The organism is Vibrio sp. VP6 (assembly GCF_028823755.1).
Classification (GTDB): Bacteria; Pseudomonadota; Gammaproteobacteria; order Enterobacterales; family Vibrionaceae; genus Vibrio; species Vibrio parahaemolyticus.
Genome location: NZ_JAPEID010000034.1, coordinates 31,899 through 50,819, shown reverse-complemented (window position 1 = coordinate 50,819; position 18,921 = coordinate 31,899). Strand labels below are relative to the sequence as shown.

Genomic DNA, 18,921 nt, shown 5'->3' with positions numbered 1-18,921 from the left:
TTCCATCGCACGTACAGCGGCATCTGAGCCAGATTTTAGTTGCTCAATCATTTTATGGATATCGCCCGTACTGTCTTGAGTGCGGCTTGCAAGCTTGCGGACTTCATCTGCTACTACCGCGAATCCACGTCCTTGATCGCCAGCTCGCGCAGCTTCAATCGCGGCATTTAGCGCAAGCAAATTAGTTTGCTCGGCAATATCTTGAATCACTTCTAAAGATGATGAGATGTTTTGAACGTCGCTCTCTAAACGGGCAATCACAGTGCTCGCCTCTGAAACTTCGCTTGCCAGCTCTTCGACAGAATTCGCAGCGGAATCGACGATGTGTTTCGCTTGTTGAGCGTTTTCATCGGCGTGTCGCGCTGATTCTGCTGCTTGGTTAGCGTTGTTCGAAATCTCATGCGCGGTGGCTGTCATTTCCGTCATCGCTGCGGCAACTTGCTCGGTTTCTTCACGTTGACCGCCAGCGAGTTCGTCGACTTGAGAGGCGCGTTGCGACATGTTGTTGGTTTCTGCGACGACTTCTTCACCGACTTGAGTCACGCTCTTGATGATGCCCTGCAGGCTTTCAACAAAGATATTGAAGTTATGCGCTAACTGTTTGAACTCAGGTACGTTGGATTCGTGCATGCGTGCTGTAAGGTCGGCATCGCCTTGCGCGAAGGATTGGATCGAGGCATCAAACTGTTCGATTGGTCGCATGATGCTACGATTCACAAACACGGCGAAGATAGCAACCACGGCAGCGATAGAAACACAGAACAGCGCAATGGCCACTAGAGTCGTGTTGAGCGCGTCATGGGCTGAAGCTTCCATTTCTGCAATGACGGCATCAATGTCATCGGTGTAAAAGCCGGTACCGATCATTAAATCCCACTCAGGAATGAACATTGAGTAGCTCAATTTCGGTAGCGCTTCTGTTTGTCCTAGTTTCGGGAAGTAATAGGTAGTGAATTCACCCGTTTTGGCGTTTTTCAGCAAATCTTGAATCAGGTAATTACCTTTCTTGTCTTGCAGGTTATAGAAGTTCTCACCGATGCCTTTGTCGTTCTTGCCGACCACAACACGGACGCCTTTGGAGTTATAACCGAAGATGTAGCCCGTCTCACCAAATTCCAGCTCTCGTAAAACGGGAAGAGCTTCTTCTAATGTCGCATTTCTCTTGAGTAGCGGTTCAATCGCCGAGCGAGCCATCTGAACATAGTTTTTCAGCTCGGCTTTTTTCATCGCCATCATGGTGGTGTGGGTCTGATCAATTTGCTGTTGGTTATAAGCGTTAGTTTGCAGGTAGGTGAACCACATCATACCTAGTGCAATGGTGAGTACTGGAATGATGGAAAGAATATACAGTCGCTTTCTTATGGTTAGATTCATAGAGACTTCCTTACTTCTCGGCGCAGCGTTACGAAAAGGCAAAATTCAATCGATTTGCCGGATAAATATATAGCTATTTATTTTTGTAGTGATTGCAGATTAACCGACTTAGTAGGAGAGAAGTACTGGAAATGCACGATTTATCGCGAGCGTATTAACATTTTCAAGCGTGATCACAATTACCGAGAGCAGCGGCCAGAATTACAACGAGAAGTGCCCGTTAACCAATATGAGATGCGATACCTATTTTGGGCGAAGCGCAGATAAAGCCAGTCCACAACAGGTCTGATGAGTGGCCAGCGCAGTGGTGCATACAACCAACCTCGTCCAACAAGCTGCCAAGCTCGGTAGGTCACATCCAGCCCGAGGAGTAAATTTCCTTGGTTGTCCAAGGCATGCAAAATGGTGTTGGCACGATCAGGGTCGATTTGCGGGTAGGCCGAAAAAGCGTCGCTGTAAATATCAACGGTGTTTATCTCTTGCTTATGATCGTGTTGGCGTAATGCCTTCATCTCTTTGGCGCACAGTGGGCAAGTGCCGTCGTAGAAAATAGTCAGTTTAGTCATATCAATTCGTCATTGCATTGGGGCTGCTTGATGGTTTCTCGCTGTTTTTACGTGGCGATGCTTCTTTGGGTTCATTGTGCTGCAGGTAGTGCTGCCAGTTAGTGCGAATGTTTTCGTAATTGTATTGGCAGAAGTCTTTGCGATCTCGAAGGTAGTCTTTTTCTACTTCGTCGAGTAACGATTTGTACTGTTCAGGATCGCTGCCATACACCAAGCACAAAGTGGAGAAGTAACGCTGTAGGTCAAAACTGTGTTCGTCAATGTACTCGCCGAAATCGTAATAGTCGGGTCTGTCATCGGACTCAAACGCAAACATGTCGGCGGCACTGATGGCCATATCGGCGCCATCGTCTAAATAGTCGATCAGTAAAATAGTGGCGAAATTGTCAACGGCATCTTCTTCTTTCCCCAACACAGGGATGCTTTGATCCTCGATGTACGCATGCCCAGCTTCATGCAGCAAAGTGTGTAATAAGGTATCTAATGCACCAGTCTTTGGCGATTTTCCGTAGCGATCTTCATATTGGTTGTTGGAGAAGTAATTGAGCGACTCCAAGTAAAACGTATAAGGAATATGGATGGTGTGCGTGTCGGGATCGTACATAGGGCCATCTTCGCCGCCATAGATCAGAGTGAGCGGTTTACGAAAAGGGAAGTAGTCTTGAGAAAGTCGAACAAAAATCGGGTTCACATCGCTGCTTTGAATGGATTGCTCGGCAAGTTTGTCATAAGTTGTTTCTGCGGGCATGTACTCGATACGAATATTGTTCGCCGCGTTGGCAGAAGCGGCGCAGAGTAATAGTACAGGGAGATGCGATTGAATTTTCATGTTGAGCTCTTGTTATTTGAATGGCTTGCATAAAAATTATACATGTTTTTGGCGAATGAATAATCGGGATTGGCGTTTGTCACTCTGCGCCAATTCGTTTTATAGTTCGCCTAAAGGAGATCACTATGCCTAATCCACTGTTGTTACAACCCCGAATCCAATAGGCGTTGTTGACTGAGAACGCAGCAACAGCGCCACGAGAAATCGTTCCGTGGCAAAATTTTACTCTCTATTGAAGAGGCAAATGCCATGACTAAACATTGGTCTAAAGTTCAGTATCTGCACCAAGTGGTGCAAAACGCCAACATCCATATTAAAGGTACTCACAGTTATTACAGCGATTGCTGGGATAATGGTTTTGAGCAATCCGTCGTTCGTTATCTGCTGGGGGATGAAATCAGCAAGCAGTGGCAACCCCGTTGGGAAGTCGACCAACTCTATATTGGTGATTATGTTTGTATCGCCGCCGAAGCGGTGATTTTAATGGGTGGCAATCACAATCATCGAACCGATTGGTTCTGCTTGTATCCGTTTCTTGATGATGTCGAACGTTCCTATCAAAGCAGGGGCGACACGATTATCGGAGATGCTGTTTGGATTGGAATGCGCGCGATGATCATGCCAGGCGTTACGATTGGAGAGGGCGCGGTGATTGCTGCAAACAGTGTCGTAACGAAAAACGTGCCGCCGTACACCGTGGTAGCGGGCGCTCCTGCTAAGCCGATCAAAACTCGTTTTGGCCCAGAGACGATTGATAAGTTATTGGCTCTTAAGATGTATTCTTGGGATGAGGCTAAGTTTAACGCGCTTCGCTCTTTTATCTGTGGAAATGATATTGAGCAGTTAATCATTGCGGAAAGTAACTATAAAGATGGCGAATGTCACTGAAATGAGGAAAATTATCAGCGATATGTTATAATCTCGCTCCGTTGTGACGAAAACTATTGTTGCAGCTTGTGCGTTTCCTTGGCATCGATTCGTTTAAATCACCATGAGTCAGAGTTGAAAAACTACGATAGGAACAAGCAAACTCAATTGTTTGAACGCGATCTCGGCGTTTTGACGGTTACAGCGGGAAGGAACTTTGTTCGATAGTAATCGACGCATTCTGTTTAAGTAAGGGAGCCCATTGCGCGGTTCAGAAAGTGTCACTAGAAATTACTCACAACATTATACCCGGCGCATTGACCACGCGTTTTTGGTTGAGGCAAAGGGCATTTGAAGGAGCTGTAAAGGCTCCTTTCACATTTAAGGGCGGCAAACAGCAAACCATTGGCACAATGCTTAACAAGCGCCCTTAAACTAGCCTAAGGCGCATGACACCATCTAATGAGTATTTTCGGAAATAAAGCGAGAAAATTTGCTATTGAATGAAGGTTAAACTAACACTCAATCATTACGGAGGATGAAGAGAACAATAATAAGAGGCGATATGAATCATTTAATATCTGTAGGTGCACTGGAATCCTTCTTGGTTGCGATCAGTGTGCTTTTCTTGGGGCATTTTATTAATGCTAAGTTACCGATTTTAAAGAAGTTCAATATACCTGAGCCGATTGTAGGTGGCCTTATCGTAGCCTGCATCATTACTGCTCTTCATTTTAACGGTGTCGACTTAGAGTTTGATCTACCGTTACAAAACACCTTTATGCTGATGTTCTTTGCCACGGTTGGTTTAGCGGCAAACTACACTCAGTTGATGAAAGGAGGCGCGAAGGTTTTTATCTTCTTAGCGGTCGCGTCTTTCTATATCATCATTCAAAACGGTGTCGGCGTGTCACTTGCGGCGGCATTGGGTTTAGACCCATTAATGGGGTTAATCGCGGGTTCGATTACTCTGTCTGGTGGTCACGGCACGGGGGCGGCGTGGTCACAAACTTTCCAAGACGTGTACGGATTAAATAACGTTCTGGAAATCGCGATGGCATCGGCCACTTTTGGTTTGATCATCGGCGGTATCATTGGTAGCCCAGTGGCTCAACGCCTAGTGGAAAAACATGGTATCGAATCTGAGTACGGTCGTGGTGGTAGAGATGCCAAAACCCACGAGAAGTTCCCAGAGCTGGTGACGTACAACGAGTACGAAGAAGACAAAGTAACGGCGAAAAAGGTCGTGGAAAAACTCTTCTTCTTACTGATTTGTGTGACGGGTGCGAAGTACGTTGAACAGTGGGTGAGTACCTACGAAATCTCTTGGTTGATGATTCCTGATTTCGTTTACGCGCTGTTCATTGGTGTGATTATTACGAACTTCTTAGAGGTGACTAAGATTCGTAAGCTGGACGCTGAAACCGTCGATATGCTCGGTACGGTGTCGCTGTCTCTGTTCTTGGCGATGGCTCTCATGAGCTTGAAGCTATGGAACATCTTTGATTTGGCGATCCCATTCTTAGTGATTCTGGCGATTCAGTCGGTGATTTTGGCCATCTTCACCTACTACGTGACCTTTAAGGTAATGGGCAGCAACTACGATGCGGCGGTTATCTCGGGTGGTCACTGTGGTTTTGGTTTGGGTGCGACGCCAACAGCGGTGATGAACATGGGTTCTATTGTTAACCGTTTTGGTCCTTCGCCTCAGGCATTTATGGTGGTACCAATTGTTGGCGCGTTCTTTATCGACATCGTCAACTTAATCATCTTGCAAGGTTACATTTCTTTCCTTGGCTAGACGATTGGATAGATGAGCCCCTAAGGGTAAAAATAAAAACGGTCACAACGCAGGTTGTGACACTGTTTTTTTATGTGTCGATTTTTGTTCGAGTCGTTGTTTATTGAATGGTACGGCTGAACTTCAAACTTGCCGTCCACGCCAGTATCCCAATAAAGGCGTAGATGCCGACGTTGGCCAAACCCGCTTCAGGAATCGCACTGAATGGGTTAGAGGCGATGATCGCATGCAGAGGCAAATAGAGCACGGCTGAGAAGAACTGATCCAACCCGTAGTAACCAAACATCGCAATTGGCATCCAACGTAGCGCATAAATCGCGATGAAGAGAATCACCAACGGCGAGTTTACCTTCTGAGAAATTGCCATCGCGCAAAGTGCTAGTGGCAGCATCAACACGCCTGCGAGCGCCATTCTTGCTAAGAACTCCACCCAGTGCAGCAGCACGTAGCCAAGCGAAGTTTGACGATAGAGCAAAGCCAGTTGTTGGTCGGTCGAAATATTAAGTAACCACAGCATAAAATCAGCCGCCAAAACGAGGCCAGAACACACCAGCGGGATCACCAACAAACCAAACGTCAGCTTCACGAGGTGCGTTTTTAGATCGCTAACTGGCATACTGCGCCAAAACATAATGCTGCCTTCGGCACGCTCTTTACGCAGCGTTCTAGGGAAGTACTGAATGGCAAGTAACATAGACAGCAAACCAGCGCCACCAGTGATCAGCATGTTGACGTCGTCCCCAAGTTCTTTGTGAATATCACTCACATCGCCACCGAGGCTCATTTCGAAAAACATGTTGTGTTGCAACGTGGTGTTACTCATCAAACTAATAAAAAGCAACGCTCCACACGCCAACATAAACAAAGGTAAGCGCAATACTAGTGGGTTTTCTAACCACTCTTTACGCAACATTGCGACGACTGAGCGCATTATGCTGCCTCCTTTTGTAACGCTAAAAACAGATCTGCCAGTTTCACACCATGCACATCGCCAAGCCCCGCCACTTGATCAGCGTATTGTGAAGACAATAGCCATTTCGTTGTGCCCAATCCTTTTTGTGAAGAGAGTGGGTGCATCGCTTCAATTTGCGTACGGTGTTCGTCATTGGCATCGAGAATAAAGTAGTCTTCACTGATGCTGTCCATTGAGGTTTGCAGCACCGGGCGACCGTGTTTAAGAATCAACACATCGGTTAACAGATGTTCGATCTCGGAAACTTCATGGCTGGTGATGATCAGAACGCGTTCACCATCATGAAACCATTCCAGTAAATGACGGTAGAAGGTGTCGCGGTAAACCAAATCCAAACCAAGAGTTGGTTCATCCAAAATCAGGATTTGTGTATTGGTTGCGATCACAATGGCAAGGTGCAATTGCACTTTCATCCCTTTCGAAAGGGCTCTGATTTTCGCACGTGGTTTGATGTCGGTTTGACGAAGCAGCGCATCTGCTTTGCTGCGATTGAAACCCGGGTGAACCCCTTCGGTATAACTCAGAAGCTGAGAGACCGTCATCCAATCTGGCAAAACATTCACATCTGAGATGTACGACAAATTCTGCATGATCTTGTCACGCTGCATCATGGGCTCGAAGCCATTGATGCGAATAGTCCCTTCGTAGTCGTGGGCGCCGAGTAGGGCGTTAATAAGCGTCGACTTACCCGCGCCATTGTGGCCGAGTAAACCAAGCACTTGACCAGCATGTAAGTCAAAACTCACATCATGAAGCGCCTCTCCTTGTTGGCGGTACTGCTTGGAGACGTTTTTTACACTGACTAATGCGCTCATTGGTCACCTTTCATATGGGGGTTGAGTTGCTGGACAAGTTCATCAACTGACATGTCCAGACGTTGTAATGTATCGGCTATTTGAGGAATTTGCTGTTCAAGAAAGCGAGCCTTTTCCGCAGAGCGCAATTGTTGAATCGCCCCTTGTGCGACAAACATGCCTTGACCACGTTTTTTCTCCACCAGTCCTTCATCAACAAGTAACTGATAGCCTTTCATGACGGTAAGGTGGTTAATTTTCATATCGGCAGAGATACTGCGGACGGAGGGTAAAGCCTCGCCTTCTTTCCAGACGCCCTGCAATATTTGTTGGGTGATTTGATCAGCCAACTGGCGAAAAATCGGTTGGCGATCATGCCAATGCGTCATGATAAACATCCTATGGCTGAATTGGTGTTATATATATGTATAACACTAGGTTTGAGAAATAGAAAGAATTAATCTTTTTGCCATCACACAACAGGGTGTTTATGGCGTCCGTTTTCGACACGTTGCACCGAATATTTGCACGCAATCGGATGCGTTTTTTCTATTTCAAATTGATATAAAAACAACCACTTCTCATAAGTTGAGAATCCGCAATTAGAGGTACTTCAGAGCGTGAGAAACTTACGACAAAACTTGTGTTTATCACTGAGTGAGAATTTATTGAATATTAAAATTAAAACATTCTTATCTAGTGAGAATTAGAGTGGAATTCACCCTAGAAAAATAAGGACTCAATAGGCAACCTGATTGGATTCGTTACCTATCTCTCGTTGAAGCATTACTCAGCGGATGAGAAAAAGGAAAAAAGAGGTTTTATGAATCATGTTATTTCAATCGGCCCACAGGAGTCGTTTCTATTTGTGTGTTGTTCCTAGGGCAATTTATCAACACCAAACTTCCAATTTTAAAAAAATTTAATATCCCAGAACCGATTGTTGGTGGGTTAGTCATCGCCTGTGTGATTACCGCAATGCACTTTAATGGCGTTGATTTATCCTTCGATTTACCACTGCAAAATACCTTTATGTTGATGTTTTTTGCCACCGTTGGATTAGCGGCAAACTACACCCAGCTGATCAAAGGTGGTGCGAAGGTGTTTATCTTTCTCGCGGTGGCATCAGCGTACATTCTTATTCAAAACGCCGTTGGTGTGTCTTTGGCGACCGCATTGGGCTTAGATCCGCTAATGGGCTTAATTGCGGGTTCCATTACGCTTTCTGGTGGTCACGGAACCGGCGCAGCTTGGTCGCAGACTTTCCAAGATATGTACGGGCTACATAACGTACTTGAGGTTGCGATGGCATCTGCGACGTTTGGCTTGGTGATTGGCGGCATCATCGGCAGCCCAGTGGCACAGCGTTTGATAGACAAAAACAACCTAGAATCGGAATACGGCCGTACAAATCAAAGTCACCAACGTTTTCCTGAACTCGTGACTTATAACGAGCACGAAGAAGACCGAGTTACTGCAAAGAAAGTGGTCGAAAGCTTGTCGATTATTTTGTTGTGTGTGACAGGGGCGGGTTATCTAGAAAACTGGGTGAGCAGCTTTGGCATCAAATGGTTGATGATTCCGGACTTTGTCTACGCGTTGTTTATTGGTGTGGTGATCACCAACATCATGGAAGTGACGAAAGTTCGCAAAGTCGACTTAGAAACCGTGGATATTCTCGGTACGGTTTCATTGTCGCTGTTCCTAGCAATGGCGCTCATGAGCTTAAAACTGTGGAACATTTTTGATCTAGCCATTCCGTTCTTGATCATCCTTGCCGTGCAGTCGGTAATTCTTGCGGTGTTCGCTTACTACGTGACATTCCGCGTCATGGGTAGCAACTACGACGCGGCGGTAATTTCTAGTGGACACTGCGGTTTTGGTTTGGGGGCGACACCAACAGCCGTGATGAACATGGGGTCTATCGTGAACCGTTTCGGCCCGTCACCACAGGCGTTTATGGTGGTGCCGATTGTCGGTGCATTTTTCATCGACATCGTTAACTTAGTGATTTTGCAAGGCTGCATCGCCTTTATCAAATAATCGGCGAAAGGCGTAACCACGCCAATTTTAAGATCATTTAAAGCCAAAGCCAGTCGTAAAAGACTGGCTTTTTTGTTTCTTGGTATGAATCTTTCTCATTCTTGCTTCAAGCAATGAAATCAATGCGTTAATATCATTCACAGGATGTTATTTTCCCTGCAGCAGGAGGCTCCACACATGTCAGAAAAAATATCGACATCAGCATTAGCGAAAATGCGCAATATTGACGCCAAGCTGCTGTTTTCAGATCTCAAACGCGCCGGTTACATCACTCGCCAAGGGGAAAAATGGATCCTGACGGAAGAGGGCGCTAAGTTCGGCGGTGAATATGTTGACCACCCCAAGTTTGGGCAGTTTATTGTCTGGCCTACGAACTTGCATATTGAGCTGAATCCTACCTCTGGAAAAACACTAAGTGCCACACAACTTGGCGATAAACTTCGCCTTAATGCCAAGCGAATCAACCAATTGTTGAGTGAGCTAGGCTGGATAAGTAAATCAGAAGACGGATGGCAAGTCACCGAAGCGGGCATTCGAGCGGGTGGTCAACAGCGTGCAGATAAAGAATCACAAAACACCTTTGTGGTTTGGCACGATGTCGTTTTGCGCAACAAGCGCTTGAAGCAATCTGTAGTGGAGTTTTTGGGGCAAGATGCGGAGTCGCACTCTACTGACAAATCCTACTCCAGTTTTCGTCAAAAATTCGAAGCCAAACACCGGACTTTGGATGGGCATTATGTTCGTTCAAAAGGGGAGTTATTAATTGATAACTGGTTGTATTTGGCTGGCATTGTCCATGCTTACGAGCGACAACTCCCGATAGAACAAGAAGTGATGAGCGATTTTTATCTTCCTGCTGGCAAGCTGTACCTTCAGTTTTGGGGAAGTGATAGCGGAGAGACGCCAGAAAAAGAGCGAGAAGCCATTCGCGCGGTGTATCAGCAACACAACTTCAATTTGATCGAAGTAGAGCCAAGTGAACTAGACAAGCTGGATGAAGTATTGCCAAAACGTCTGCGCCAATTTGGCATCCAAGCGTACTGAGGTTCTTCTCAAATGAACGAAGATGCTTGCGATGTGATGGTATTTGTCATGCCCAGAAACGAAAAAACCCGTGATGATTCACGGGTTTTGTGTTTTTAGCGGTTATCTTGGCTCATTGCCCGAAGGATTAGAAGCCTTTGATGTTTTCCGCTTCTAGCTCAGAGAAGTACTTAACTGTCTTCACTTTAAGCTCTTGTTGTGAAGGCTCGTCACATACGATCACTGCTTTAGGGTGCAGCTGAAGAGCAGAAACTGTCCATAGGTGGTTTACACAACCTTCAACAGCCGCTTCTAGTGCAAGTGCTTTGTTGTGACCAGTCACTAGGATCATCACTTCTTCTGCGTCTAGTAGTGTGCCTACACCGATAGTCAGTGCGTATTTAGGAACTTGGTTGATGTCGCCATCAAAGAAGCGAGAGTTCGCGATACGAGTATCTTCAGTTAGTGTCTTGATGCGAGTGCGAGAAGACAGAGAAGACGCTGGCTCGTTGAATGCGATGTGACCGTCGTTACCTACGCCGCCCATGAATAGGTTGATTTTGCCGTAAGACTTGATTTTGTCTTCGTAGCGTTTGCATTCTGCTTCGTGGTTGTCAGTGTTGCCGTTCAACAGGTTGATATTTTCTTCTTGAATATCAATGTGGTTGAAGAAGTTGTTGTACATGAATGAACGGTATGATTCTGGGTGATCCGCAGGGATACCGATGTATTCATCCATGTTGAAAGTGACAACGTGTTTGAAACTTACTTCACCAGCTTGGTAAAGCTCGATCAGTGCTTTGTAAGTTGCTAGAGGAGTGCCACCAGTTGGTAGACCCAGAACGAATGGACGCTCAGCAGTAGGTTTGAAATCGTTGATACGCTTAGCGATGTGCGCAGCTGCCCACTTACCTACTTGTGCTGCTCGAGTTAACGGGATAAGTCTCATTTTGTGCCCCTAGTTATTGGAATTTAAGATGTTCTGAAACATTAATTCGCATTATAAAATAAGTAATGGCGAACTGCTATTGTTTTAGGTCAAAAATTTGCTTTTTCTTTAACCAATGTTGCCTTTTGCAACCAGTTTTACGTTTGCTTTACGCTAAATTGTTAACTTGTGAGTGTTTTTGGGTCACTTTAGTTCATTGATAGATGCGTAAAATTTATGGCTTGAATTAAGTTATAAAGTAAACATCAAGCGTCGATGTTCTGGGTTTATTGGATGGTAAGTGGCGGAAAAAATTCAAATATTTTGATCTCACTCAACCTCGTACATGGCAGGTAAATCATTCCTTAACCATAATTACAGCGTGTGAACAGATAGGGATATCACTATGAAAAACGAATTGGATCCAAGCAAAGTGCTACAAGCGTACGAAAACGTCATGAACAACGGTTCGCCAACGGAGTTCGGTAAGATCTATGAAGGTGTGGAGGCGTTCTCGGATTACGATGGTTACAACGTCTTTTTAAGAGGCAACGGCGTGGAGCTGAAAGTGGGTTTCCACAACACGTATCACCTAGAGTACGAGCAGGAGCACTTAAAAGAAACGTTTTTGAAAAAGATTGCGATGCTGGCGAAATAGGTCGACATTTCCCATGCACCAAAATCGCAGATATTAAAAAAGCCCTCGGGAGAACGCGCCCTTGGGCTTTAGGAGAAGAAATGGGTCAGAAGCGTTCACTCACACCGAATGATGAACGTTTGTTGAACATCTGACGTTTGGTTATTTCTTATTAATCGTCTTCAGCCAAACTCTCTTCTGCATAGTCGTCAGCCGCATCTGGTTTGTTGCGACCGTTTAGCGTATGGAAGCGCTTACGACCACGAGCCAATTGGGTGTATTTTAACCAAGTGCGCTCGATTTTAGTTTTCGCTTTGCCTGGGTTTTCTAGCACCTTGACGAAGTGTTTCTCTTCGCTATTCTCAGGTGTTAACTCGCCTGACTCTAAGCCAAGCATAGTATCCCCATAAATTGTTAGGATTTCCTCTTCCGAAAGAGTAAAATCGCCAGACTTTGCAAAGCCGCGTGGGAATTTTACGTTGTCGTAAAAACGTTTTTTGCCATGACGGAATTCAGTGTCAGACATGTCAACAGCCTCTGTAACCGTTATTGATGAATGTAGTGAACTACGGCGAAAATTAGGCGCAAAGCTAACAAAAGAAAAACAAAACTTTTTTGTCGTCAAGATTTTAATTAATTGTTAATCTGGTTTGATATTAACCAGGAGTTGGTTTATGGATGTTAAGGTCTTTAGAACATTTTTAGAGCTGGCAAAGGTTCGTCACTTCGGACGCGCAGCTGAGAACCTGTATATTACGCAAGCAGCGGTCAGTGCCCGCATCAAACAATTGGAAAGTTACTTCGATACGCAATTGTTTATTCGTGATCGAAATAACATAAAGCTGACCTCAGCAGGGGAACGCTTAATCAGTTATGCCGAAGTTATGGTCACCACATTGCAGCAAGCAAAACTGGAATTATCACTTGAAGATGGAAAAGCATTACAGCTCACCATGGGCGGTACGCCGAACATTTGGGATGCGTATTTGCAAAACTGTTTGAGTATTGTGACGGATTCTTTCGGCGGTTACGGCTTTATGGCCGAGGTGATGGGTCGTGAAATGCTAAGTCGTAGCTTATTAGAGCGCACGTTAGATATGGCATTTGCGTTTGACCAAATCAAAGCTGATGAGCTTAATTGTAAAAAAGTCGCGGATGTTGTCCTTGTGCTGGTTTCTACCGAGCAAGATTCATTAGATACGGTGTTTGAGCACAAATATGTGTATGTGGATTGGGGAACACGCTTCGCTTCTGAGCACTCTGAGCGTCACCCTAAAATTCCGGCTCCGTACCTGCGCACATCGACTGCGCGTATTGCTTTGGACTTCATTTTAGAGAAAGGCGGCGCGGCGTATCTGCCGGTGTCTCTCGTAGAGCCGTTTATTGCGAATGGGCAGCTCTACAAGGTGTCTGGAGTGGAAGATTGGTACCGACCTATCTACTTAAGCTATCGCAAAGCCAGCACGTCTGTAGAAGCGATTAAACAGGTCGAAGAGATTGTGAAAGAAATTGATCCTCTCACGGCTTACAGCTTGCAACAGATTGGGTCTGCATCATCGGACGCAAACCATTAACGCTTGGCGTCAATGAAAACGGAAAAATGAAAAGCCCCCTTGGCGTTTGCCTTGGGGGCTTTCTTTTTTAAGTGAGATTTATCACCGGATGGCGATAGTTCGATATCTATGAACCGATAGTTACGGCAAGTCAAAGATTAGCGCAGTAACTGATTGATTGGTCAGGTTACGAAATGTCACCTTGCTCTGTGCTTCGATTTTAGCGCCATCACCGCCCGTTAGCAGGGTGTTGTCGATATGCAGCTCTCCCGATACTTGATGAACGTAAACATTTCTTCCAGAGTGGATGTCGAAGGCGAGTTCGCGATTCGGCTCCAAAATCAATTGATACAAATACGCATCTTGTTTGATGTGCAGTGTGCCACTCTCTCCCGTTGGGGTTGCAATGGTGGTTAACCCTGCATTACGTCCAAAATCTTTTTGCTGGTAGCCCGGTTTATTCCCAAAGGTGTTAGGTTGAATCCAAATTTGCAAAAAGCGTAAAGGGTCTGTTTCTGATGCGTTATATTCGCTGTGGTAAATGCCTTTACCTGCCGACATCAGCTGAAACTCTCCCGCAGGTAACGTTTGTACATTGCCTTCACTGTCTTTGTGCGCAATAACACCTTCTAGCACATAACTGATGATCTCCATGTCGCGGTGACCATGAGTATCAAAGCCTGCGTTGGGTTGAACTAAGTCATCGTTGATGACTCGCAGTTCAGAAAAGCTCATGTGTTTTGGATCGTAATAGCTACCAAAAGAAAACGTATGTTTGCTGTCTAGCCAGCCAAAGTTTGCTCGACCTCGGTCTTCGGCGTGTCTTACGGTGATCATCAGTGCCTCCAGTGTCCGTGGTTAGGAGAATTTTTTGTTTAGGAAGTTATCTAACGCCGCTTTACCTGCGCCAGAAAAGGCCAGTGAAACACTTGCTGCTAGCAGAGCTAGGCCAAATTCGTAGCCGTTGTTTGCCATAAATAAGCCGTTTTCGAAGTGCACTGAGAAAATCGCCACAACCATAGTGAATGAGAGTGCGACTGCCGCAGGGCGTGTCAGCAAACCAAGTAGAATAAACAAGCCGCCGAAAAATTCTGCGCTACCAGCAAGAAATGCCATCAATACGCCAGGGCCAAGTCCAATTGATGCCATCCATTGTCCTGTGCCTTCCAAGCCGTAGCCGCCAAACCAACCAAACAGTTTCTGAGCGCCGTGCGCCATAAAGATGATGCCGATAGGGATACGTAGTGCCAGTGCGCTGTAACCTGATTGTGATGTCGTGATTTTGTGTAAAAGTGTTTTCATGATGCTGTCCTCGATATGTTTGTTTCAGTGGGAGTGTGTCTGCTCCTGAGCTGTTGAGAACAGTTTAGGCGTGGTTGATGAGGTTATTAATTGGCTTTATTTGACCTTCTCGTTCAATAAATTCGAATTAGTGTATTTTAATGTTTTTGCTCAGATGCTTATCTGTAATTTATTGGGAGTAAGATTGGCTAATTTAGCGATTTTAACGACAACTAAGTCGTAAATTTCGATGGATTTGGTATGTGAGAGAAAAGATATTGTTGATCAAAACGCAAAAAAAAGAGCACAGGGGGCTGTGCTCATTGCTTTCACGATTACAAGGGAGAAAGGTGTGTCCAAAGTAGAAGATCAAAGGTTCATCAAACTTTCTAACGACTCCTCGACATTGTTGTAGTGATAGGTCCGAATATTCACGCCATCTGTGGCATTGATTTGAATTTCTGAAATTTCGTTACCTGAGTCACGTTCGATGATCCCAATGGAGTGATCAACGGATTTACTGGTAATAACCTTTTGGTTTCTTAGTACAATTACGCAAGTATGTAAGTCCATGCCAATTCCCTTTAGCCGACGTTGTTGTGATGTTCTGGATTTAACTTTAGTGTACAAATTCGCTAATGCCAATAAATCTCAATATTGAGTTCCGAAAATGGCTAATCTTCATTTGTTCTGCGTTCTACAATGAAGTTATATCGAGTTGTTTCCACAGAATGCACGAGCAAGGATCGCTTCATGTTTATCCATCCTCATACATCGTTGACCTTCGAGCAGTGCCAAAAGGCGCGAGTGTCGCGAGACAGCCGTTTTGATGGGCGATTTTACGTCGCGGTAAAAACCACAGGGATTTTCTGCCGACCGATTTGTCCGGCGAACCTACCCAAAGAAGAAAATGTAGAGTACTTCACCGATAAAGCCCAAGCACTTAAAGCGGGTTATCGTCCTTGTTTGCGTTGTCGCCCAGACAGCGCGCCGGGATCGTGGGCATGGAAAGGCGTAGAAACAACATTTCAACGCGCGATTTCGTTGATTGATCGAGGAGAGCTACATCACCACTCGGTGTCTGAACTGGCAGAGCGCGTTGGTATTTCTGATCGTTACTTGCGTATGTTGTTCGAGCAGTATCTCGGCATGTCACCAAAACAGTACGCGCAATATCAGCAGTTAATGTTCGCCAAACAGTTGCTGCATTCCAGTTCGATGTCGGTTACGGAAGTACTTCGCCGCTGGTTTTAACAGTACGCGCCGTTTCAACGATGCCTTCCAAAAGTTTCTGAAGCTCACGCCTTCTCAAGTTCGTCGAAGAGAATTTGATGGCGTGAGCACGAATCGAATTGCGTTGTCTTATCGTGGCGAGTTGAATTGGCAACACATGCTGGATTTTTACCGACTAAGAGCCATTGAGGGCGTGGAGCGGGTGAGCGGCGAGAGTTACCAACGCAACGTTTGTCTGGATAACAGCAAAGCGTGGTTTAAGGCGAGCAAAGGTGAAGGAAACCTTGAGCTTGAATTCGAAATTGAAGAGGTTGCGAAGCTGCAAAACTTAGTGTCTGGAGTGCGGCGTATGTTCGATCTCGACACCGATATCTGTACTGTCGAGCAGCATTTGGATTATGTGGCACCGGGGCTTGTTTCGAACCGAGGCATTCGGATTCCTGGGGTGTGGAATGCTTGGGAAGCCGGGGTTAGAGCAGTTTTGGGTCAACAAGTGTCGGTCAAGGCCGCGATAGGCCAGCTTAACTTATTGGTAAAAACGCTCAGTGGTGATGCTGACAAGCGCTTTTTCCCGACGCCAGATGCGATTGCGAATGCCGACGTGAGTTTTTTGCGGATGCCGCAAAGTCGTAAAGAGACGTTGGTGCGTTTCGCTCAGTTTATGCAAAACAACGCGGAGACGGATCCGCAACAATGGTTAGCGCTGAAAGGCATTGGACCTTGGACGGTCAGTTATGCTCAACTGCGTGGGCAATCCCAACCCGATTGCTTTTTAGATAAAGACTTAGTGGTGAAAAAAGCGATGCAGCGCTACCCATCACTCAATACGCACACCGCAGCCCCTTGGGGAAGCTACGCAACGTTTCACTTATGGAATCAATCATGAACACAGTTTATACCGAGATGCCGAGCCCACTAGGTGCGGTCACTATCCAATCTAACGCTGAGGGCTTACTTGGCATTTGGTTTGAGACTTGTACGACCAAGCCAAGTGAATTGGGGCGAAGAGATGATCAGCATCCGATTTTGCGCCAAGCCGTCACCCAGTTGGACGAATACTTTTCGGGTCTGCGCAACGAATTTGATTTGCCTTTGGCAGCGACAGGTACCGATTTTCAAAATCAAGTGTGGCATGCGTTAACGACCATTCCATACGGCGAGACGTGGAGCTATCAAGATCTCGCCAACGCGATTGGCAACCCGAAAGCCGTACGTGCGGTTGGGTTAGCAAATGGCAAGAACCCTATTTCCATTGTGGTGCCTTGTCATCGCGTTATTGGTAAAAGTGGCAAACTGACTGGGTATGCTGGTGGGGTAGAACGCAAACAACGTTTGCTCGCATTAGAGCAAGGTACACCACTTTAAGTGAGGCGATTCTCATATTGTTGTTTGGCGTGCAACGCACGGTTGAGAATTGTGTAGAGTGGTTTATTTACGAACAAGATAACAAAGGATAACAAGGGCATGTCTTTCAAAATGGATTTTGATGCATTCATGAGTGAGTGTTGGCAGCTGCACGAGGAAAAGCCAGTACAGGTTTATGCTCAGCTAGAAACGGCGCTGAATGAGGTGGAAGCGCTCAGCCAAGTTGAGCGAATATTTACACTGATGCTGCACACCGCAATTGGTCACCTTGAACGTCCCGAACGGTTTCTTGCCTGTTTAGACCGCTTAGATGATCGCGCCATTACCGAGAGTTTTGCGTTTAAACGTAGCATCGCCGTTGCACGCTTTTTTGTCGATGGCACTGAGGATGTGGCATTGCTAGAGGAGCAAGATCAGCGTCGCGTGTTCTCTCTTATTGCGAACGAACTTTCTGCTCTTACTCAGCTTGAACCAGCGAGTCAATGGTTGGCGAAAGCCGCATTAGGAATGACACCACACGATGCAGAAGAGGTGCTAGCGCGTTCGATCGCAATCACCGCAAACAACTTGGCTTGTCAGTATGAAGAGCTCTCAGAGCGTACTGACGAGCAAAAAGCGAGGATGTTAGAGTCTGCAAGGCTAGCACTGGATTATTGGAAAATAGCGGGCGGTTGGATGCAGGAAGAGCGTGCAGAATATCGTTTGGCGATGAGCTTGCTGAAAGCCGATGCACCTAAAGAAGCCAAAGTGCATGCTGAACGATGTGAAGCCATTTGTCTGCAAAACGGCGGCGATGCGTTTGAGCTTTTTTATGCGCATGACTTATTGATGCAAGTGCATTTTCAACTTAGCCAGCAATGCAAAAAACAATTGGATGCGCAGGTGCAGCAATACTGCACAACCAGCGAACTGGCGTAGGTTTGCCGCCACAGCAAAAAGCCCCGAGCTAATGGCTAGGGGCTTTTGGGCTGTCTAAACACTTTCGTATTTCTAGGTGTTGATTATGCCGTTTGCGGTTTTGGCTGGTATCGTCCAGGTTTGTGGTTCATCGCCAAAATCAAGTTGGTCGCAATGGCACCAAGAACGGAGAGAGCGATAAGGTGCACATCCACAATAAACAGTGACATCACCACGATGGCACAATCGAGCGCCATCTGAATTTTGCCCGCTCGAATCCCAAAGCGTTCCTGAAGGTACAAGGCCAAAATATTAAAGCCGCCCAAACTCATCTTGTGACGAAATATCACCAGCATACCAATACCGATCAATCCACCGCCCAACAACGCTGCGTAAAAAGGTTCGATTCGGGAAATTTCGATCACGTGGTGCAAATGGTCGACCGCGAAGGAGACAATAGAAACGGCAATAAAGGTATTAACCGTAAACCTCCAGCCCATGCGCATCACAGACAGAATATAAAAAGGCAGGTTAAGGGCGAAAAATATTTGACCAAAACTGAAGTCACTGACTTTGGTCAGAAAGATGGCCAAGCCAGCGGTGCCGCCAGTCAGTAATCCTACTTTGCTGAAAAATATCACCCCAAGTGACACCAACGCGCTACCGAGCGTCAGAGCCAAGAGGTTTTCTCTTAGGCTATGATCTTTATCCATAAAACAATTTCCTTGGTTTAAAAACCGCGGCGGAGACAATCTGT

General features: G+C 45.9%; 19 protein-coding genes and 2 pseudogenes. 9 read left to right on the top strand and 12 right to left on the bottom strand.

What is annotated here, in order from left to right; all coding sequences use genetic code 11:
* From OU793_RS18740 to OU793_RS18730, 3 genes are all read right to left on the bottom strand, one after another.
* Positions 1-1,374: methyl-accepting chemotaxis protein (locus OU793_RS18740; RefSeq protein WP_274647819.1), on the bottom strand; the 1,374-nt coding region annotated here is incomplete at its 3' end.
* Positions 1,375-1,553: 179 nt separating this feature from the next.
* On the bottom strand, positions 1,554-1,940 hold the full coding sequence (locus OU793_RS18735; protein WP_140203378.1) for a thiol-disulfide oxidoreductase DCC family protein: 387 nt from the start codon (positions 1,938-1,940) through the stop codon (positions 1,554-1,556).
* Position 1,941: 1 nt separating this feature from the next.
* The gene (locus OU793_RS18730; RefSeq protein ID WP_159404248.1) at positions 1,942-2,769 is read right to left on the bottom strand and encodes a DUF4344 domain-containing metallopeptidase; all 828 of its coding nucleotides are present in this window, start codon (positions 2,767-2,769) and stop codon (positions 1,942-1,944) included.
* Between the two features lie 249 nt (positions 2,770-3,018).
* Here OU793_RS18730 and OU793_RS18725 point away from each other — a divergent pair, with 249 nt between their 5' ends.
* A complete protein-coding gene (locus OU793_RS18725; protein ID WP_029999718.1) occupies positions 3,019-3,657 on the top strand; it encodes a CatB-related O-acetyltransferase in 639 nt (212 codons plus the stop codon).
* A 544-nt stretch (positions 3,658-4,201) separates the two neighbouring features.
* Entirely contained in the window at positions 4,202-5,437 is a 1,236-nt protein-coding gene (gene gltS, locus OU793_RS18720; protein ID WP_005464899.1) for a sodium/glutamate symporter, read from the top strand.
* 100 nt (positions 5,438-5,537) lie between these two features.
* Here the strand turns inward: gltS (OU793_RS18720) and OU793_RS18715 are convergent, their stop codons facing one another.
* Genes OU793_RS18715 through OU793_RS18705 form a run of 3 tightly spaced genes read right to left on the bottom strand, consistent with a single transcriptional unit; the run spans position 5,538 to position 7,593 of the window.
* Positions 5,538-6,368, bottom strand: a complete 831-nt coding sequence (locus OU793_RS18715) for a hypothetical protein (protein WP_021450404.1) — start codon at positions 6,366-6,368, stop codon at positions 5,538-5,540.
* A complete protein-coding gene (locus tag OU793_RS18710) occupies positions 6,368-7,225 on the bottom strand; it encodes an ABC transporter ATP-binding protein (RefSeq protein ID WP_025593511.1) in 858 nt (285 codons plus the stop codon). The genes OU793_RS18715 and OU793_RS18710 overlap by 1 nt, the downstream gene beginning before the upstream one ends.
* Positions 7,222-7,593: a GntR family transcriptional regulator gene (locus tag OU793_RS18705; RefSeq protein ID WP_005464887.1), complete on the bottom strand. Its 372-nt coding sequence runs from the start codon at positions 7,591-7,593 to the stop codon at positions 7,222-7,224. The genes OU793_RS18710 and OU793_RS18705 overlap by 4 nt, the downstream gene beginning before the upstream one ends.
* Before the next feature lie 434 nt (positions 7,594-8,027).
* On the opposite strand from OU793_RS18705, the pseudogene gltS (OU793_RS18700) reads away from it, so the two are divergent.
* Together gltS (OU793_RS18700) and OU793_RS18695 are read left to right on the top strand one after the other, a co-directional pair.
* Positions 8,028-9,247, top strand: a pseudogene (gene gltS, locus OU793_RS18700) (sodium/glutamate symporter).
* A gap of 177 nt (positions 9,248-9,424) precedes the next feature.
* The gene (locus tag OU793_RS18695) at positions 9,425-10,291 is read left to right on the top strand and encodes a hypothetical protein (RefSeq protein ID WP_042770798.1); all 867 of its coding nucleotides are present in this window, start codon (positions 9,425-9,427) and stop codon (positions 10,289-10,291) included.
* 127 nt (positions 10,292-10,418) lie between these two features.
* Here OU793_RS18695 and nagB read toward each other — a convergent pair whose 3' ends face one another.
* The gene (nagB, locus tag OU793_RS18690; RefSeq protein ID WP_005464933.1) at positions 10,419-11,219 is read right to left on the bottom strand and encodes a glucosamine-6-phosphate deaminase; all 801 of its coding nucleotides are present in this window, start codon (positions 11,217-11,219) and stop codon (positions 10,419-10,421) included.
* 385 nt (positions 11,220-11,604) lie between these two features.
* Here nagB and OU793_RS18685 point away from each other — a divergent pair, with 385 nt between their 5' ends.
* Positions 11,605-11,856 (top strand): DUF3081 domain-containing protein, encoded by a 252-nt coding sequence (locus tag OU793_RS18685; RefSeq protein WP_005464900.1) that lies wholly within the window; start codon positions 11,605-11,607, stop codon positions 11,854-11,856.
* A 151-nt stretch (positions 11,857-12,007) separates the two neighbouring features.
* Here OU793_RS18685 and OU793_RS18680 read toward each other — a convergent pair whose 3' ends face one another.
* Complete coding sequence (locus OU793_RS18680) at positions 12,008-12,361, bottom strand: DUF413 domain-containing protein (protein ID WP_005464927.1); 354 nt, start codon at positions 12,359-12,361, stop codon at positions 12,008-12,010.
* Between the two features lie 148 nt (positions 12,362-12,509).
* On the opposite strand from OU793_RS18680, the gene OU793_RS18675 reads away from it, so the two are divergent.
* On the top strand, positions 12,510-13,409 hold the full coding sequence (locus OU793_RS18675) for a LysR family transcriptional regulator (protein ID WP_005464903.1): 900 nt from the start codon (positions 12,510-12,512) through the stop codon (positions 13,407-13,409).
* A gap of 120 nt (positions 13,410-13,529) precedes the next feature.
* On the opposite strand, the gene OU793_RS18670 is transcribed toward OU793_RS18675, so the two are convergent.
* The 3 genes from OU793_RS18670 to OU793_RS18660 all read right to left on the bottom strand — a co-directional run bounded on the left by OU793_RS18670 (position 13,530) and on the right by OU793_RS18660 (position 15,242).
* Positions 13,530-14,225 (bottom strand): pirin family protein, encoded by a 696-nt coding sequence (locus OU793_RS18670; protein ID WP_140361947.1) that lies wholly within the window; start codon positions 14,223-14,225, stop codon positions 13,530-13,532.
* Between the two features lie 21 nt (positions 14,226-14,246).
* Positions 14,247-14,690 carry a DoxX family protein gene (locus OU793_RS18665; protein WP_015312747.1) on the bottom strand — a complete coding sequence of 148 codons (444 nt, stop codon included), beginning with the start codon at positions 14,688-14,690 and terminating at the stop codon, positions 14,247-14,249.
* A 348-nt stretch (positions 14,691-15,038) separates the two neighbouring features.
* Complete coding sequence (locus tag OU793_RS18660; RefSeq protein WP_005464930.1) at positions 15,039-15,242, bottom strand: hypothetical protein; 204 nt, start codon at positions 15,240-15,242, stop codon at positions 15,039-15,041.
* Between the two features lie 180 nt (positions 15,243-15,422).
* On the opposite strand from OU793_RS18660, the pseudogene OU793_RS18655 reads away from it, so the two are divergent.
* The 3 genes and pseudogenes from OU793_RS18655 (at position 15,423) to OU793_RS18645 (ending at position 18,185) form a co-directional block, all read left to right on the top strand.
* Positions 15,423-16,788, top strand: a pseudogene (locus OU793_RS18655) (DNA-3-methyladenine glycosylase 2 family protein).
* Positions 16,785-17,267, top strand: coding sequence for a methylated-DNA--[protein]-cysteine S-methyltransferase (locus OU793_RS18650; RefSeq protein ID WP_005464913.1), 483 nt, complete (start codon positions 16,785-16,787; stop codon positions 17,265-17,267). Before OU793_RS18655 ends, OU793_RS18650 begins: the two are co-directional and overlap by 4 nt.
* A gap of 99 nt (positions 17,268-17,366) precedes the next feature.
* Positions 17,367-18,185, top strand: coding sequence for a hypothetical protein (locus tag OU793_RS18645; protein ID WP_047122918.1), 819 nt, complete (start codon positions 17,367-17,369; stop codon positions 18,183-18,185).
* Between the two features lie 83 nt (positions 18,186-18,268).
* Here OU793_RS18645 and OU793_RS18640 read toward each other — a convergent pair whose 3' ends face one another.
* The gene (locus tag OU793_RS18640; RefSeq protein WP_005464880.1) at positions 18,269-18,877 is read right to left on the bottom strand and encodes a YitT family protein; all 609 of its coding nucleotides are present in this window, start codon (positions 18,875-18,877) and stop codon (positions 18,269-18,271) included.
* Positions 18,878-18,921: the final 44 nt, after the last annotated feature.